General features: G+C 59.1%; 16 protein-coding genes and 1 pseudogene. 1 reads left to right on the plus strand and 16 read right to left on the minus strand.

Annotation, left to right across the window (positions count from 1 at the left end; all coding sequences use genetic code 11):
* Window position 1: 1 nt before the first annotated feature.
* The 9 genes from AC1DMK_RS11975 to oiaX form a co-directional block, all read right to left on the minus strand.
* Window positions 2-1,066, minus strand: coding sequence for an ABC transporter permease (locus AC1DMK_RS11975; RefSeq protein ID WP_037061825.1), 1,065 nt, complete (start codon window positions 1,064-1,066; stop codon window positions 2-4).
* Window positions 1,063-2,607, minus strand: coding sequence for a sugar ABC transporter ATP-binding protein (locus tag AC1DMK_RS11980; RefSeq protein ID WP_037061824.1), 1,545 nt, complete (start codon window positions 2,605-2,607; stop codon window positions 1,063-1,065). Before AC1DMK_RS11980 ends, AC1DMK_RS11975 begins: the two co-directional genes overlap by 4 nt.
* On the minus strand, window positions 2,604-3,248 hold the full coding sequence (locus AC1DMK_RS11985; RefSeq protein ID WP_477859199.1) for a DUF2291 family protein: 645 nt from the start codon (window positions 3,246-3,248) through the stop codon (window positions 2,604-2,606). Before AC1DMK_RS11985 ends, AC1DMK_RS11980 begins: the two co-directional genes overlap by 4 nt.
* 76 nt (window positions 3,249-3,324) lie before the next feature.
* Window positions 3,325-4,266 carry a D-ribose ABC transporter substrate-binding protein gene (locus AC1DMK_RS11990; protein WP_037061822.1) on the minus strand — a complete coding sequence of 314 codons (942 nt, stop codon included), beginning with the start codon at window positions 4,264-4,266 and terminating at the stop codon, window positions 3,325-3,327.
* 73 nt (window positions 4,267-4,339) lie between these two features.
* Complete coding sequence (locus AC1DMK_RS11995; RefSeq protein ID WP_477859201.1) at window positions 4,340-5,167, minus strand: phosphogluconate dehydrogenase C-terminal domain-containing protein; 828 nt, start codon at window positions 5,165-5,167, stop codon at window positions 4,340-4,342.
* A 78-nt stretch (window positions 5,168-5,245) separates the two neighbouring features.
* Window positions 5,246-5,692: a D-erythrulose-4-phosphate isomerase gene (derI, locus tag AC1DMK_RS12000; RefSeq protein WP_477859203.1), complete on the minus strand. Its 447-nt coding sequence runs from the start codon at window positions 5,690-5,692 to the stop codon at window positions 5,246-5,248.
* A gap of 22 nt (window positions 5,693-5,714) precedes the next feature.
* On the minus strand, window positions 5,715-6,485 hold the full coding sequence (locus AC1DMK_RS12005) for a triose-phosphate isomerase (protein WP_477859205.1): 771 nt from the start codon (window positions 6,483-6,485) through the stop codon (window positions 5,715-5,717).
* A 1-nt stretch (window position 6,486) separates the two neighbouring features.
* On the minus strand, window positions 6,487-7,821 hold the full coding sequence (locus AC1DMK_RS12010; RefSeq protein ID WP_477859411.1) for a four-carbon acid sugar kinase family protein: 1,335 nt from the start codon (window positions 7,819-7,821) through the stop codon (window positions 6,487-6,489).
* A 5-nt stretch (window positions 7,822-7,826) separates the two neighbouring features.
* Window positions 7,827-9,083, minus strand: coding sequence for a 3-oxo-isoapionate-4-phosphate decarboxylase OiaX (oiaX, locus tag AC1DMK_RS12015; protein WP_477859207.1), 1,257 nt, complete (start codon window positions 9,081-9,083; stop codon window positions 7,827-7,829).
* Window positions 9,084-9,257: 174 nt separating this feature from the next.
* Between oiaX and AC1DMK_RS12020 the strand changes: the two genes are divergently transcribed.
* Window positions 9,258-9,971, plus strand: coding sequence for a transcriptional regulator NanR (locus tag AC1DMK_RS12020; protein ID WP_037061816.1), 714 nt, complete (start codon window positions 9,258-9,260; stop codon window positions 9,969-9,971).
* 139 nt (window positions 9,972-10,110) lie between these two features.
* Here AC1DMK_RS12020 and AC1DMK_RS12025 read toward each other — a convergent pair.
* The 7 genes and pseudogenes from AC1DMK_RS12025 to AC1DMK_RS12055 all read right to left on the minus strand — a co-directional run.
* A pseudogene (locus AC1DMK_RS12025) lies at window positions 10,111-10,503 on the minus strand (IS110 family transposase); the annotation flags it as partial.
* A 746-nt stretch (window positions 10,504-11,249) separates the two neighbouring features.
* Window positions 11,250-12,164: a TIM barrel protein gene (locus AC1DMK_RS12030; protein ID WP_037061814.1), complete on the minus strand. Its 915-nt coding sequence runs from the start codon at window positions 12,162-12,164 to the stop codon at window positions 11,250-11,252.
* Window positions 12,165-12,194: 30 nt separating this feature from the next.
* The gene (locus AC1DMK_RS12035; protein ID WP_477859208.1) at window positions 12,195-12,944 is read right to left on the minus strand and encodes a glycerophosphodiester phosphodiesterase family protein; all 750 of its coding nucleotides are present in this window, start codon (window positions 12,942-12,944) and stop codon (window positions 12,195-12,197) included.
* A 30-nt stretch (window positions 12,945-12,974) separates the two neighbouring features.
* Entirely contained in the window at window positions 12,975-13,856 is an 882-nt protein-coding gene (locus AC1DMK_RS12040; protein WP_477859210.1) for an ABC transporter permease, read from the minus strand.
* A 10-nt stretch (window positions 13,857-13,866) separates the two neighbouring features.
* Window positions 13,867-14,793 carry an ABC transporter permease gene (locus tag AC1DMK_RS12045; protein ID WP_477859212.1) on the minus strand — a complete coding sequence of 309 codons (927 nt, stop codon included), beginning with the start codon at window positions 14,791-14,793 and terminating at the stop codon, window positions 13,867-13,869.
* Between the two features lie 12 nt (window positions 14,794-14,805).
* Window positions 14,806-15,789 carry an ABC transporter ATP-binding protein gene (locus tag AC1DMK_RS12050; protein WP_477859214.1) on the minus strand — a complete coding sequence of 328 codons (984 nt, stop codon included), beginning with the start codon at window positions 15,787-15,789 and terminating at the stop codon, window positions 14,806-14,808.
* Window positions 15,786-16,799, minus strand: coding sequence for an ABC transporter ATP-binding protein (locus AC1DMK_RS12055; protein ID WP_477859412.1), 1,014 nt, complete (start codon window positions 16,797-16,799; stop codon window positions 15,786-15,788). Before AC1DMK_RS12055 ends, AC1DMK_RS12050 begins: the two co-directional genes overlap by 4 nt.
* Window positions 16,800-16,821: the final 22 nt, after the last annotated feature.

Below are 16,821 nucleotides of genomic sequence, written 5' to 3' on the forward strand. Positions count from 1 at the left end.
TTCAACCTGCCTTTGCCATCTGCATGAGAGTAACCCGCTGCTGCAGGCGGCGTTGCGCCTGATCCACAACAACAGCAATGATAATCACCAATCCCTTGATGACCATCTGCCAGAAAGACGAGACGCCCATCATCACCAGTCCGTCCGAGAGGATGCCTATGACGAATGCGCCGATGATTGTGCCTCCGATGGTCCCGCGCCCGCCCGACATCGAGGTGCCGCCGAGGACGGCCGCGGCGATCGCGTTGAGCTCGAAGCTCTCGCCGGTTGCCGGGTGCGCGGCCATCAGTTCCGAAGAGATAATGACGCCAACGATCGCAGCGCAGAGGCCGGAGAACATGTAGACAAAGATCTTCACAACGTCGACGCGGATACCCGACATGCGTGCTGCGCGTTCGTTGCCGCCGACGGCAAAGATGTGCCTGCCGATAGGCGTCGAGCGGGCGACGTAAGCGGCGAGAAGGGCCAATCCGATGAGAATCCAGATCGAGACGGGGAGACCCAGGACACGCCCCGCGCCGAAGAAGTCAAAGCCGGTCGTTGCATATTCGGGACGGCCAACGAGATTGGGAAAGGTCTGGCCGTCTGAGGAAAGCAGAGCCAGACCGCGGGCGATGTAGAGCGTGCCGAGCGTCGCGATGAAAGGCGCGACATTGAGCTTTGTAATCAGCAGGCCGTTGATGAGGCCAATCAGCAACCCGATAGAAAGCGTGATGAGCACGATCTCGAAGAGATTGAAGTAGATCGTGTAGCCGATTGGGAGTTCGATGCCGTAAAGGATAAGACCGCCGGCCACCATGCCGCAAAGCCCGACAATAGATCCGACCGACAAATCGATGCCTCCGGTGATGATGACGAACGTCATGCCCATGGCGAGAAAGGCATTGAGCGCAACGTGCTTTGACATCAAGATCATGTTGGCCGTCGAGGTGAAGTTCGGCGCAAAGATCGCAAAGAAGATGATCACGGCAAAGAGCGCGATGAACGTCCTAAGCTTCATCAGCGTGAGCAGTACAGATCCGTTCATGCCGGCCTGTGAAGATGTGGATGAGGTAGCCGCCGTCATGACGCGAGTTTCCCTTGATGTCCGTGTCCCTTGGCCGAAGCCGTGATGATGGCGTCTTCAGTCGCCTCGTTTCGGTCGAAAACGACAACCAATTGGCCATTGCTCAAGACTGCGATGCGATCGGAAAGCGCCATGACCTCTTCGAGGTCGGAAGTCGAGAACAGAATGGCTAGTCCGTTTGCCGCCAGCCGGCGCATGGTGCGGAATACGTCCGCCTTGGCACCGACATCGATCCCCCGGCTCGGCTCGTCCATCAGCAGAACCTTCGGGTTGGTCATCAGAGCCTTGCCGATCACCACCTTCTGCTGATTGCCGCCGGACATTGACGTGACCTCGAAGTCCGGATTGGGGACCTTGATCGACAGATCTTTGATTGCGTCACGAATGGCGCTCTTTTCGGCGGTTGCGTTGATATGGAAGAGGCGCGTGAAACGGCCGAGGCTCGCCAGCGTCAAATTGCTGGCAATTGACAGCACTTGCACGAGACCTTCCCGCTGGCGGTCTTCAGGTATCAACGCAAGACCGCGGCGGATTCGGCGCGGCACGTCGCGGGCGTGCACCTCCTTGCCGTCAATAAATATCTTTCCCGTCGAGTGCATGTGGCGACCGATCACACACTCGAAGAACTCGCTTCGTCCCGCGCCCATCAGCCCGTAGATGCCGAGAATTTCCCCCGCCCTGACCGAAAGCGACACATTGTCGACGGCGAGCCCGCCGGTCGGCCGTGGCAAACTGATATGTTCTGCTCGAAATACCTCCTGACCAACCGCGTGATCCACTGATTTGGCGAAGTCCTTGGCGTCTGAACCGATCATGGAGCGTACGATCCAGCGCATGTCGATGTCGCGCACTATCGCCTGGCCGGTGATCTGGCCGTCCCGGAGCACGGTGATGTAGTCGCCAATCCGCATCAACTCTTCCAGTCTGTGAGAGATATAAACGATCGCGACTCCTTGAGCCTTCAGCTCAGCAATCACCTTGAACAGAATTTCGACTTCTGCTGCTGAGAGCGCCGAGGTCGGTTCGTCCATGATGAGGATGCGCGCGTTTAGCGACATCGCCTTGGCAATTTCGACGAGCTGCTGCTGGCCAATCGGCAGATCTTCGACCATCGTTTCTGCGTCGATACCGGCGTCCAACCGTTTCAGGAACGCGTTGGCTTTGTCGACCTGTGCCTTATGGTCGATACCCCGCAAGCCACGTGTTATCTCGCGCGTGGCAAAGATGTTTTCGGCAACCGACATGTTGGCGAAGAGATTGAGTTCCTGAAAGATCATGCCGATGCCGTGAGCTTGTGCATCGGCAGGGCTATCGAATGATACCGGCTTTCCGTCGAGGATGATGCGGCCGAGGGTCGGGCGCTCGACGCCCGCGATGATCTTCATCAGCGTCGACTTGCCAGCTCCGTTTTCACCGACGAGAACAGTCACCGCGCCGCGGCGAAGCTCGAGATTGGCGCGCTTAACAGCGATGATGCCCGAATAGACCTTCGACACGTCATCGAGGCGCAAGATCATGTCGTCTTTGGTTGCCTGGCTCATGATCCCACCGTCAATTCAGAAGGTGTGACAAGCGCAGGCTGCCCGCCATTCGACAATGGAAAAGCACCAATCACGGTTACGGTCTTACCAACGAGGCCGTCTCGCGGCATGGCGGCAAGAAAAGCTGTATTGGCCTTCTCGTTGAATGCCTTGCCGAACTGAGCCCACTCGATCTGATTCTTGAACTCGTTGAAGTTGACGAAATCCAGCGTGTCGCGCAGGGCGGTGCCGCGCAGTGCCGGGCCGAGTTGCACCTTTGCGTCAGCTTTTCCGTCGCCGTCGGTATCGACATCAAGCGTTGCTGCGCGCGAAGCCGTATCGGCAGCGATCACCTTTCCGCTGAACTTGACCGCATAGGTCCAGGGCGAGCTGCTTTGCTTGCGAGGGTTGCCGTATTTTTCTCCCGCCTGATCAGGGTTGGAGGCAGCAAGCTGCGTCACGTCCTTCAGTTCGCCTGCGCGCTTCTCGAAATAAGGAACCACCTGTGGCTGCCAGATCGCGTCGACTTTGGCTTTTGGATCAAAAGCGCTCTTGGCCGCGGCCGCGGCCTTTTCCTCGGCGGTGGGTGTTTTGATAATCTTGCAGGCGGGCAATACCGCAAGAACAACAGCAGCAAAGAAAACGCCCTTCATTTTCCACATGCGACAAGCCTCAATGACGACAATGAAAGACAGAGGGCGTATTGCGACGCCCTCTGCGTTGACTTGGTCGCGATTATTAGTTCGTCACTGCAAAGGTCTCGAGCTTGTCAGCGTTGTCTGCGTTGACGAGAACGCAGTCCATTAGCTGCTTCTCTTCCTTCGGCGTCGTCTTGTTCTTGATGTAGGCGTCGGCCTGTTCGACGGCTAGCTGCGCCTGCGCGAAGGCAGGCTGCAGGACAGTGGCCTTGATGCCGCTGGACTTGATGGAGTCGCGCACATCGTTGGAACCGTCGAAACCGACCACGATGACGTCCTTGCGCCCGGCGGCCTGAAGTGCCGCGATTGCGCCCATGGCCATGGTGTCGTTGCCGGAGATCACGCCCTTAATGTCCGGATTGGCCTGCAAGATGGTTTCCATCTTCGAATAGGCTTCCGTCTGGCTCCAATTGGCCGACTGCTTGGCGACCGACTTCAGGTCCGGATAGTCATTGATGACGTCGTGGTAGCCCTGCGAGCGGATGCCGGCATTGGTGTCGGACTCCTTGCCGACCAGTTCGACATAGTTGCCCTTCTCGCCCATCAGTTTGACGAACTCCTGCGCGCCAAGCTGTGCGCCCTGGTAGTTGTTGGAGACGATCTGTGCGACAGCAACACCCGTCGCATTGATTTCGCGGTCGATCAGGAAGGAAGGGATGCCTGCATCCTTCGCCTTCTTCACTGCCGCCACCGATGCATCCGCACCTGCATTATCGAGGATGATCGCCTTTGCGCCACGGCCGATTGCCGTGTCGATCATCTGAGACTGCTTGTTGGCGTCGTCGTCATGCGTCATGATCAGGGCTTCATAGCCGAGTTCCTTCGCCTTGGCCTCAGCACCCACGGCTTCAGCCTTGAAGAAGGGGTTGTCATGGGCCGGCGTTATGATCGCAATGAGGTCCGCCGAGAAGGCCGGAATGGCCGTTCCGAGCGCCAGAGCGCCAGCAAAGGCCGCCAGTGTCAGTCTACTGGTCAGTTTCATATTTTCTCCTCCCGAGTGTGAATGCCCCGTCTCCCTGGGGCGGTTGAGGGGAGGCGTGCGCCTCCCCAAAAGTTCAGGTTATGCGCTGAATGCTTTGAGCGATCTCCTGTGGTTCGAACACTTTCTTCCAGTCATCGCGCATCAAGGCGGGAATACCGAACTCGATCGCCTTGTTGCAGGCATCAGAAAAGACACCGTCGACCTCTTTGAAGATGACTGCGCCGAGAACGTTCATGTGGCCGAGCAGGAAGTCGCGGGCTGCTTCTTCTGGCACGCCGCGCGCCACGCATTCGTCCATTGCCTGGCGCATGACCACGAGTAGGGATGCGCAGACAGTTTCTGAAAGGCCGGGCTCGAGCATGGCCAATTGGTCCACGGTCACGCGGTGCGACCGCATCACCGGTGCCCAGATGACCCTGGCGATTTCTTCCCCGAGCTCATAAGCGCTTTCCGGTCCCTGCATGAGCGCCGAGACGATGTGCTGCTTGGCAAAGAGGCCGCCGAAGTGGTCCTTCTTGGCCTGCATTTCGGTCTCGTCGTTGAAGATCGGCGGATGGCAGGGATGAGTGACGAAGTATGTAAGGTCATCGCGTTTGGGCAAATGGCCAGCAAAGGGAGCCGCTGCGTCAAGCGCGACTACCATGGTGCCGGGCTTCAGCTTGTCGACAACTCCGGCCGCAACCTTGCCGATCGCCGTGTCAGGGACTGCCAAGATCACAACCTCGGCTCCGTCGAGACCGGTATCCGGGCTGACGCAATCAATGCCGAGGTCATTCTTCAAGCGTGCCTTCCCGGCATCGCTGACCTCGATATGTCGAACGTCAAAGCGTGAACCCTTTAAGTTCTTTGCAAGCCGGTAGCCCATTTTGCCACCTGCACCGAAGAGGGCAATTGTAGTCATGTTTCCTCACCTTTTCTGGGTTGGATAGGAGCATATACTGGTATGATGAGTCAATCACCACATCATCAAGTAATTGAATTAGGGCAACCGTTTTTCCGCATCGAGCCGATCGATCGCATCAACGTTCCCCACTGAAGAACCTTGGGGGTCGAACTCGGACGCAAGCCAGACATCCACAATGGACTTGGCGAGTTCGGGTCCGATCACACGCGCGCCCATGGTGATGATCTGCGCGTTGTTCGATTTAGCGGCGCGTTCTGCCGAATAGGTATCATGCGTTAGCGCGGCACGGATTCCGGGCACCTTGTTTGCCGAGATGCAAACTCCTATGCCGGTGCCGCAAATCAGGATGCCGCGCTGATGTTCGCCATCGACAATGGTCTGCGCGAGTTTCTGCGACAGGTCGGCGTAGAAACCGGATTGGCTGAGATCATGGACTTCCAAGTCCGCTTTGCCTGCGAGGTGGGCAGCAATCACATCCAGTAGCGGTTTTCCGGCGCTGTCCGCGCCTATTGCGATTTTCATGGCAGCTTCCTTTCAGTGGCCTTCAGGCATGAGTTTTGATCGCCGCGGAAGCGCGGCGGAGAATGTCGAGGTAACCTTCAACGGACCAAGCGGACCGACCGATGAACAAGCCACCGATATGTGCTTGGGAAATGAGTTCGTCGCAGTTTTGCGGGTTCACACTCCCGCCGTAGAGAACCGGAACGGACCGACCGAGGACGCCTTTGGCGATTTCGGCGATTCTGCCGTGCCGCTCGCAGGCGTAGCTCGCCGTCGCCGGAATGCCATTCACGCCGATCGCCCAAACGGGCTCGTAGGCGAGAAGGATGGGTGCAGGCTTTGCTTTTTCTGCAACAAGCCCCAAAGCCTTCTCTACTTGCCGTCGTAGGACGTCGTCAGCATGCCCGGCCTGGCGCTCCTGTAACGTTTCTCCGATGCAAATCAGTGGCGTCAGACCATGGCGAACGGCGGCCGCGACCTTGAGGCCAACGGTTTCATCCGTTTCCCCAAAATGTTCACGACGCTCCGAATGGCCGAGTTCCACAATGTCGAGCTGACAATCCTTAAGCATCGGGGCGGATATCTCGCCGGTCCATGCACCAGCGTCGTGCCAATGCATGTTTTGCGCACCTACCTTGACCGACGTTTCCGCAAGCACGCGTTTCGTTTCGCGTACAGCGGTAAACGACGGAATGACGAACCGCTGTATGCGGGCATCGCGCTCATTCTCAGTCTCTGCGAGACGCCGCGCGAAAGTGAGAGCTTCGTCGAGCGTCTTGTTCATTTTGAAGCTGGTGCCGACCCAAAATGTCATTTCAGTTCGTCCTTCCGTCGCGAATCTGCGCGAAGTAGCCGTCCGTTCCGATCTGCCCGCCCTTGAGGGCGATCTGCAGGCCGTCGGTCGGCCGGTAGCTACCGTGGGCGAGGCACAGCGGCGAGCCGGGCGTCTGCGGGAGCGGGAGAAGGGTGGTCAGCGCCTCTACCTTCAACTGCCTGAGAGCGTGACTTGACGTATCGCCGCCGGCAATCACCGCTCGGGAAAGTCCTTCGCGCTCGACCATCTGACGCAAGATCGTACCCAACGCCCGCCCGAGTTTGTGGCGGGCGCCCGATATCCTGTCGATGTCGTTTCCGACATCTGCCGAGGGCCCGAGAGCCGTATGGAGGATGACGCTCTTGCCCTCTTTAAGCCTCTCGATCCCGTCCTGGACGGCTGCCTCTACCGAGCGCTCGCTGTCGTCCGACACCAGTGCAAGCGGATCCAGCGCAACGTCTGCGAAGCCATCTTCCCTTGCCTTTCTGATCTGACGTTCGGTCGTGGGCGACACGCTTCCGGATACGACCGCGAGCCGGTCAACGGGGCCGATCGTCGGAAACTCTGCGACACCCATAGTCAGGCCCCTCTTTCGCCATGCGTTGATGAGCGCGTACTCGATGCCGGACGAACCTGCGACGAAGCTTCCAGTCCGACGCGAAAGTCGAACTAGCTGCTGGCCGGCGGCCGCCTGCGTCGGTTCCGAATCGACATCGATGAGGAGAATGCCGGGGCATTTCGACGCAACCGCATCCACGAGCGCGTCGGCATCGCTTGATGCAAGAGTGACAAGATCGACCAAGCTCACCGGCAGCGTTGTCTGCTTCGACAGATGAACAGCCAAGTCGGCTTCACTCATCGGAGTGACCGGGTGGCGGCTCATGACCGGATGGCGATCAATGCGGTAAACGCTTCCCTGATATGCGGCAAACAGGTTGCCGAAGGCGGTGTAGCGCCTCAACTGCGGTGCACCAACGATGACCGGCACAATCGACTGATCAAAAATCGCGCGGCCGATTTCGATGGCTTTTCCGATGCTGCCAACCTTGGGGCTGGAATCGAAAGTCGAGCAGACTTTGTAATGGCAAATGCTGGCATCGAGCGACTTCAGCCATTCGAACGCAGGCGTCAGTTGCGACTCCATCCATTCCGGCGTCTCACTGCGGCTCGTTCCGGCAATGCCGATCGCTTTGCTGTCCTTGAAACGCGCACGCATCTCGGGCGAGGGGATTCCGAGAAATAGCACACTCGCAATCCCGCTAGACGCCAATGCCTCCATGACGTCAGTGGAGCCGGTGAAGTCATCGCCGTAGTAACTGAGAAGCAGATCGCTCATCTCTGTCACGCGCTTCGTCCATCGCTGAACTTGGCAATCGAAGCGGCGAGTTCGGGATGGTCCTTGGCATAGGCTTCCAAAGGTATGTCGGCCACCGCTGCCTGCCAGGCTTGTTGCACGGCGCGAACGCCGGCCGCGGGACCGTTTGGGTGACTGACGATGCCGCCACCGCAGAGATAGAGCAGATCGGTGGTGCGACCGGTTCGCTGATACGTTTCTGGGGCTTGCCCTCCCCACTGGCCCGAACCGGCAACTGGGAGCGGGCAGTCCGAAGCATCGAAGAGTGGCGTACTGACCGCCTTGAAGGAAGAAATGAAGCTGTCGTCCGGCTCCCAATACTTGACCCGGATTCCGTTGATCTGAAATTGGTCGACACCAAGCAACCGCCAAAACTGTTGATAAACCTTGAAGTCCAAGCCAGCGCCAGGATCCCGCGTAAGCACGTCCCAGCCGTTTCGATGGGCATGCAGGACCAGATTGGAGCGCTTGCGCAGAAAACTCATGCCGCCGAAGCCAATCGAATTGATGTTGACGACGGCGCAATTGCCGCCGGCCGCCGCTACGATATCGTGGTTGCGCATCATCTCATCAGGGTCGGCGTGCGAGATGCCGAAGGCATACATCACCTTCTTGCCGGTCTTCTGCTCGTGGTCGAGAATCCGCGGCATGATCGCCGCGACCCGTTCCTTGAGCGGGGAGTAAACCGGGCTCATGAGCTTCTCGTCGTCCTTGATGAAGTCGACGCCGGATTCGATCAGCTCGCCGACGAGCTCCGCCGTTTCATGCGGACGTAGCCCCAGTGCCGGCTTCACAATCGTTCCAATGATTGGACGACCTTCGACACCGGTCAGCCGGCGGCTGCCGGCAATGCCGAATTGCGGTCCCGGATACGCGTCCTTGAAGACGGCAGGCAGCTTCATGTCAACGATGCGGATGCCGGTCATGCCCTTGATGGAAAACACACCGCCAATCGCGATGGTCATCAATGCCGAAAAATCGGTTCCAATCGCGTCCAACGGAAAGTCGATGTCGACGTCCGCGCGGCTAAGCGGTGTACCAGGAGCAACCTCGGGCCATGTCGGATGGTTCGTGTCGTTAAGCGGGCGGATCGCCACTACCCGCGCAGCGACACGCGACTTTAACTCCTCGGTCTCACCGGGGACAGGCACGAAGGTGCCTGTCGATTGGTCGCTTGCAATCTTTTCGGCCATCGCCTCCACGCTGCCCGGCGTTTCGATGCGATAAGTCACTGTGATCATCATAGAATTATCAGTTGCTCCTCTCGCCATGTGAGATTGTCATGGCGTCAACTCGTGATCTGGTATAATGAGTATTCCAACTGATGAAAAGTAAAATTTTGCGATGTGGTGATTTTCGAGCGCTTTGTCGTACGCGCGGAAGATGGTAGGAGGAGAAATTTGAGGCAGCGAGAAGTTATGACCCAACCCATCGATCAGATTGTGCGCCGCAAATTGTCCGACGAGGTGTTCGACCGCCTGGAGCGGATGATCACTTCAGGCGAGCTTGAGCCAGGGGATGACATGCCTTCGGAAAGGGTGCTGATGGAACGCTTCGGCGTCGGCAGGCCGGCCATTCGTGAAGCCATGCAGGCACTTGCCAGCAAAGGATTGGTCAGCATTTCCCATGGCGAACGCGCAAAGGTACTTAATCTAACCGCGCAGTCGATCTTTCGTCAGGTCGATTTGACTGCAAAAATTATGCTGTCGCGGTCCACGGACACGTTGGAGCATTTGAAGAGTGCACGTATATTCTTCGAACGCGGTATGGCACGGGAAGCTGCGCAACGCGCCTCCAAAGCGGACATTGCGGACTTGCGAGCGATTATAGATCGCCAGCGCAACGCGCTCGGAGATGCCGAACGGTTTATCAACGCCGACATGGAATTTCACACGCGCATCGCCCAGATTTCGGGAAACCCGCTTTTTGTCGCGGTCAGCGAAGCAATGCTTGCCTGGCTCAAGGAATATCACACCGACATGCTGATTTGGACGGGTAAGGAGAAGTTCACTCTCGTTGAACACGAGGAAATCCTGAACCGTCTCGCAGAAGGCGATGTTGACGGTTCAGAGACGGCAATCCTGAAGCACCTTGAGCGGTCTAGTGCTTTGTACGGGAAAATACATGAATGATTTTGATGGCAGTGGCCGCCCCGCAGCTTGAGCGGTGTCCGAGCGCCGCCAATATGAATCTCGGGATTTCAAGCCTTCTCCATTAAAGGTCCACAGGGGTATCCGTGCGTCCTAGGGTGGTCCAGTCAGGAGTTCATTCCGTCGCCAGCGCAACAAGTCGCGACCGAACCCTGTGCAACGACTGGATATCGAGCGGCTCTTCTGTCTTCAGATCGACGAAACGCATCGTGAGACGTGACGCGGCTTCGGCGATGCCCTCAGCATCCCTGTCGCGTTCTTCTACGCCTTCACATTGGGGCGGACATATTCTGGCGACATCAGCCGGACGCCATGTCCTCGCGCGACGAAAATCCGGCCAAGATGGTGAGCGTCGCAACACGCTTAAAACGCACGTCGGCATTTTGCTGGCAAACTCAATGAGTGTCTGTCGCCTCATCGTTCGGAGGACGATCACCACGCCTTTGTCGTCGACGCCGACAACGCTGCAACTATTCTTTCCTATGTCGTTGCCCGTATCGAAATCGTCGTGGATCGGCTCCTTTTCCTTCAAGGACGAAACATCATACCCGATGTCCTCGGAAGGGCGGGCCATCCCATAATCAACAGTCGAGACTCTTCCTGGACTATTGATCCAAACCTACAGTCAGAGCGTTTCGTTCCGAAATGCATACGCTGGCATCGATAGAGCCATCGCTCACATCGATCTGATTGTCGGAAAATGCAGTGAGCTAACCACTACGACCAAACGTCTCCACCGCAGCAACGCCGAGTACGCATTCTTTCGATGCGTACAGCGTCTCCACGCATCCAGTGGATCAACGGATTGCGCGGCTGCATTGGGGAGGCTTGAGGCCTATCTAGTCAGCTATTATCCCGACTTCGGAAACACAGTAGCGCACGATGGATGCGTCCCGACGAGGCGCGTCTGCTGCCTCAGGGATCGCCTGGCCCGGCTCTCGAGATGCGGAACGGCATGTCCGTTGAGCCAAAAATGAATATTCCCAAGGCCCTCAGACGCGACATTCAACCTGGCGCAAGACGGAAGGAGGGCCGGTGGTCAAAGAAATTGCGCTTGAACTTCAGGCATCAATCGCCCTAAACCCGATGGCGTACAGATCGCTCCGTGGCCCTTTGCAGGACGCCTGTACGATCTGGCAGTCTGGCACAGCCTGTGGATTCATCGGGGACCAGATCCCGCGCTAAACGGCACGCCACACCAGCAGCGTGCCACATTCATCGGGGGCTACAACCTATTTTGGCCGTGTCAACTGGTGCCGATCATTCGGCGGCAATTGATGGACGTTGGCTGTTTACGACCATCAGTCTTTTGGCGCGGCTCAAGCTGTCCGGCTGCTCGTTGCGATACCGATGCCCGATCTCCATCATCAAGACGGTGCCCGGCAGGAACTGCAGCTCGCTGAATATATCGTCCCAGTCGATATCACCCCAGCCAAGTGGCAGGTGCAGGTCGCCGATGCCGAGCGCTACCGATTCCTGGGGGAAGAATGGCTTGTAGAACCCCTGCGGGCGGCCGAAGCTGTCGTGCACATGCAGGTGGCCCGCGACCGGAGCCATCGCCCGCAGTTGCTCGCGGAAATCGAGACCACGATACGTGGATTCGATGTAGGCGTGGCTGAAGTCGATTAGTGCGACCAGGTTGGGATGGTTGACAGCCTTGACCGTCTCCGCGATCTCGGCCGGCGTCTGGCGATACTGGCCCGGCTCCGTCGTGAAGATATTCTCAAGCACGGCTCGCACGCCATAAGGCTTGGCGAATTCGGCGAGCTCGAACAGCGCCTCACGCTCGCGCCGATCGGCCGCGGCACGGTCGAAGATATGATCGGCGCGCAGGCATCCACCGTGCTGGACGAGGATGCGGGCATCGATGCGGTCGCAAATCTGTACGAGGGCCTTTGCGGCATTCAGCTGATAGGCGCACGTCACCGGTTCCATGAAATTGGAGGAGACGAGGCCATGCACCGTATAGCGGAACGGGAATTTTTTGGTGATGGTGACAAGCCTTTCGGCACGCTCCTCGATGATGCGGCCGCCACTGATGAGGTCGAGGCTGGTTAGCGCCAGTTCGACGGTATCGACGCCGAGCGCGGCTAGACGCTGCAGTTCAATCTCGAGGCTTTCCAATTCTCCGTCGATGGAGCCGGCATTGAAACCTGCGGCGATGATGTTGTTCATGTTGTGTCTCCGTTGAGGAATAGGTCGGCGTCAGGCGACGGCCTGCAATTGTGCACGCAGTTGCAGGGCGAGGTCCGGGGAATCCGAGGTCAGATGGCCGATGTCGGTGTCCAGCCAGTGGCGAATGAGCGCCTCGTCATTGAGCGTCCAGACGCACAGGCGTTCAAGCGCCACTGCGTCGGTGATCGTCCGCCATTCCGCGTCGAGCAACTCGTGATGAACGGCGATAATCTCCACGAGGCCGTCGACGCTTTCCACGAAACGGACGATGCCTCCTTGCATTTCTGCCCAGGCGGCATTCACCGAAACGAGACGGGCAATGTCCGGTGCATGATGACGGCAGTCTTCGAGCACAGATATGTCGAAGGACGTGAGATAGCTGCGCGCGCCAATGCCGAACCGGCCAATCTCTGCAGCCACCTTCTTGGCAATACCAGGATAAGGCGTTCCGGTTTCATCGATCTTGATCTCGATATGCGGGGCGATGCGCTTGGCAGGGGCCAGTACTTCCAGCACCTCGGACAAAGTGGGGATGGTTTCGCTGGTGCCCGTCAGCAGCACCGTCTTGCGTGCCTCCGGCGAAAGCGCACGCACCGGACCATGGCCGTTCGTCGTCCGCTCCAGCGTGGCATCGTGGATGACCAGGAGTTCTCCGGCATTCGTGAGGTGGACATCGAATTCCACGGCATCGACGCCGAGGTCGAGCACATTGCGGAAGCCTGTCAGCGAGTTTTCGGCCCAGAGGTTGCGTGCGCCGCGATGGCCGGTGATGAGTGTCATGGGTATCGTCCTGAACTTGCTTGAAGGGCGCTAGCGAATGGTGGGGTCTAGCTTGTCGCGCAGCCAATCGCCGACGAGCGAGATCGAAAGGGTGGTAAGCATGATTACCACTGAGGGTGCGAGCATGATCCACGGAGCCCGCGTCAGATATTCGCGCCCGAAACCGACCATGTTTCCGAGGCTGGTCTCGGGCGGCTGTACGCCAAGACCGAGGAAGGAGAGACCGCCTTCCATCAGGATGATCTCGGGGAACGTGAGCGTCATGGAGACGATTAGTGTCGAGGCGACGTTCGGCAGGATGTGGCGCAGGTAGACACGGGCCGGTGTGGCACCGAGCTGTACGATGGAAGCGGCGTAGCCCTGCGCGCTTGCCGAGATCGCAAGGCCGCGAGCGATGCGCGCATAGCGTTCCCAGCCATAGAAACCCATCAGGCAGACCAGAAGCACCATGGACGAGCCGAAGAAAGCAAGCACCGCAAGCGACATGATGAGGAACGGCAGCGCCGCCTGGAAATCGGCGAGCACCAGCACGAGATGCTCAACCGTTCCTCGGAACTTCGCCGCTGCAAATCCGAGTGCGGTGCCAAACACGGCCGAGAGGATTGTTGCACCGAAGGCGATGATMAACGAGACGCGGATCGATTGCAACAGGCGCGACAGCACGTCGCGTCCGAGTTCGTCGGTGCCGAGCCAATGCTTAACGTTGCCAGGCGTGGAAAGCCTGCTGGTGAGGTCCATCGCCGTGATACCGAAAGGACGCAACCGGTCGGCGAAGCAGGCCACCAGCACCATGGCCACCAGCCAGGCAATGCACAGCCCGACGCTAAAGGGCACGTTGCGGCGGATCAGCGAGATGAAGCCGACGCCCCTGCGACCGGCGTGAGTGGTGGAAGTTATTTCGACCGTCGTCATGCTGGGCACCTCAATGTGCAGGTTGCGCGCGAAGGCGCGGGTCGAGCCAGCCGTAGAGCATGTCGACGATCAGATTGGAGATGACCATGGTGGCGGCGATAACCAGCAGGATGCACTGGACGACCGCCAGGTCGCGGTTGCTGACCGAGACCACCAGAAGGCGGCCGATCCCCGGCCAGGAGAAGATCGATTCAACGACAACAGCACCGGCGATCAGCGTTCCGACCATGAATCCGACAATGGTGACGATCGGTACCGCGGCGTTGGGAAGCGCGTGGCGCCAGACGACATCGCGCCATTTCAGGCCTTTGGCAGAGGCCGTACGGATGTAATGCTGGCCCATCACCTCGATCATGGCACTGCGCGAGAAGCGGGCGAGGACGCCGATGCCGCCAATGCTCATGGTTAAGGTCGGCAGGATGCCATGTTGCCATGTATCCTGGCCGCCGGACGGCAGAACGCCGAGGATGACTGAGAAAACCAGCACCAGCAGCAGACCCATGACGAAAGATGGGATGGTGAAGCCGAAGATCGCCAGCATGATCACGCCGCGATCGGCAAAACTCTGCCGGTGCAAGGCGGCGTAGACGCCGGCCGGAATGCCGATCACCAGCTTGAGCAGCAGTGCCGGTATAGTCAGTTGCAGGGTGGCCGGAATGCGTTCGGCGACCAAGCGCAGGGCAGATTCCTTGTCGCGCATCGACACGCCGAAATCGCCGGTGAAGATCGATTTCATGTAGGCGAGATACTGGACCCAAAGTGGTTGATCGAGACCCCAGGCCTTGCGGAAAGCATCGACGGATTCCTGCGGGACATCGGGGCCGAGCATGACCTGTGCCGGATCACCGGACATTCGTAGCACGACGAAAGCGAAGGTGACGACCGCCAGAATGGTGATGAACGCACGAAGCAATCGAACGAAGAAAAAACGGATCATGACTGGCTCCCACTACGCAGCGATCGAGGCGTTGTCGCCGGTGACGAGGTGACATGCGGCGGTGCGGGCTTGGCCGATGGTGAGCAATTCCGGTATCGTCGTGCGGCAGATGTCGCGGGCGATCGGGCAGCGCGGGTGGAAGGCGCAACCTGAGGGTCGACTGGCCGGGTTCGGCGGTTCGCCCTGTAGGATCACTCGGTTCTCGAGCGGTCTGCCTGGTACCGCAACGCTGGAGACGAGAGCCTTGGTGTAGGGATGCTGCGGGGAGCTGAAGATCACGTCCGAGGACGCCTCCTCGACGATTCGCCCGAGATACATCACCGCCACGCGATCAGCGATGTTCCGCACTACTTTCAGGTCGTGGCTGATGAAGACCATGGCGAGCTGGTTCTGCGCCTGCAAATCCGCAAGCATGTTGACAACCTGAGCCTGGATGGAGACGTCGAGCGCCGAAACCGGTTCGTCGCAGACGATCAGCCTCGGGCGCGAGGCAAGAGCCCTGGCAATGACGGCGCGCTGGCGCTGGCCGCCGGACAGCTCGTGTGGAAAGCGATCTGCCTGATCAGGGCGCAGGCCGACCGCCTTCATCAGTTCGTTGATGCGCGTCTGGCGGTGTTGCTTCGGGATGAGCTTGTGTATTTCCAGCGGTTCTCCTATCTGGGCGGCAATCGTCAACCGCCGGTCGAGGGCGGCGAGCGGATCCTGATAGACGAACTGCATCTTCGCGCGCAGCGCGCGCCATTGCGGCGTCGCGAGCTTCGGCATGGACTTGCCTTCGAACAGGATACCGCCCGATTGCGCGGAGTCGATACCGAGCAGCATCCGGCCGAGGGTCGATTTCCCCGAGCCGGATTCGCCGACGATGCCGAGTGTCTCGCCGGCATTGACGATGAGCGAGATGCCGTCGACGGCGCGCACTGGCGTTGCCTTGCCAAAAAGGCCGCGTCGCACATGATAGGTACGGACAAGATCTTTGGCTTCAAGGAGGGGGGTCATGACGGCGCCTGCTCCGCAACGCGCGAAGGGGAGGGCTGCATATCGCGCGACGGAACCGGACGCAGGCAGGCGAGCTTGCGGCCATCCTCCAGTGTATCGAGCGTCGGAAGATTGGTGCGACAGCTCTCAACGGCACGTGAACAACGGGGAGAGAAGGAACAACCGGCGGGAAGGCGCCTGGGGTTCGGTACCGTGCCGGGGATGGGTATGAGGCGCTTGCGGGGTCCGTCCATGGTTGGAAGGGCGTCGAACAGGCCGCGCGTATAGGGATGGCGCGGTTCGGAAAACAGCTGTGCGACACTGCCCTGCTCGACAATGCGGCCCGCATACATCACACAGACGCGTTCGCAGACCTGCGCCACCGCACCGAGGTCATGGCTGATGAAGACTGTCGCCATGCCGGTCTCGGCGCGCACCTGCATGAGGAGGTCGAGGATCTGCGCCTGGATCGTCGCATCCAGCGCCGTCGTCGGCTCGTCGGCGATCAGGATGTCGGGCTCGCCGGCAAGCGCCATGGCGATCATCAGTCGCTGACATTGGCCACCGGAAAACTCGTGCGGATAAAGATCCATGCGACGTCGCGCATCGGGGATGCCGACCATATCGAGCAAACGCAACGCTTCGGCCCTGGCCGTCTCGCCGCGCAGGCCGCGATGCAACGTCAACGCCTCGGTGATCTGGCGACCAATGCGCTGCACCGGATTAAGGGAGCTTGAAGGGTCCTGGAAGATCATGGCGATCCGCCCGCCGCGAACCTGCTCCAGCGCTGAGCGGGGCACGCCACACAATTCGCGACCTTCCAGCTTTACGGAACCGGTGATCGCCGCCTTGCCGGGCAAGAGCCCGAGCGCCGCAAGCCACGTAACAGATTTGCCGCAGCCGGATTCTCCCACGAGACCAACGGATTCTCCGCGCTTTACGTGCAGATCAATGCCGTGGAGGACCTGCACGCCATCGAAGGCTACCTTCAGATTGCGCAATGCTACGAGACTGGAGTCCATTCGGTCCATCTCCTTCAATAAATTCAATCGC

The organism is Rhizobium sp. 05L419, assembly GCF_056397845.1.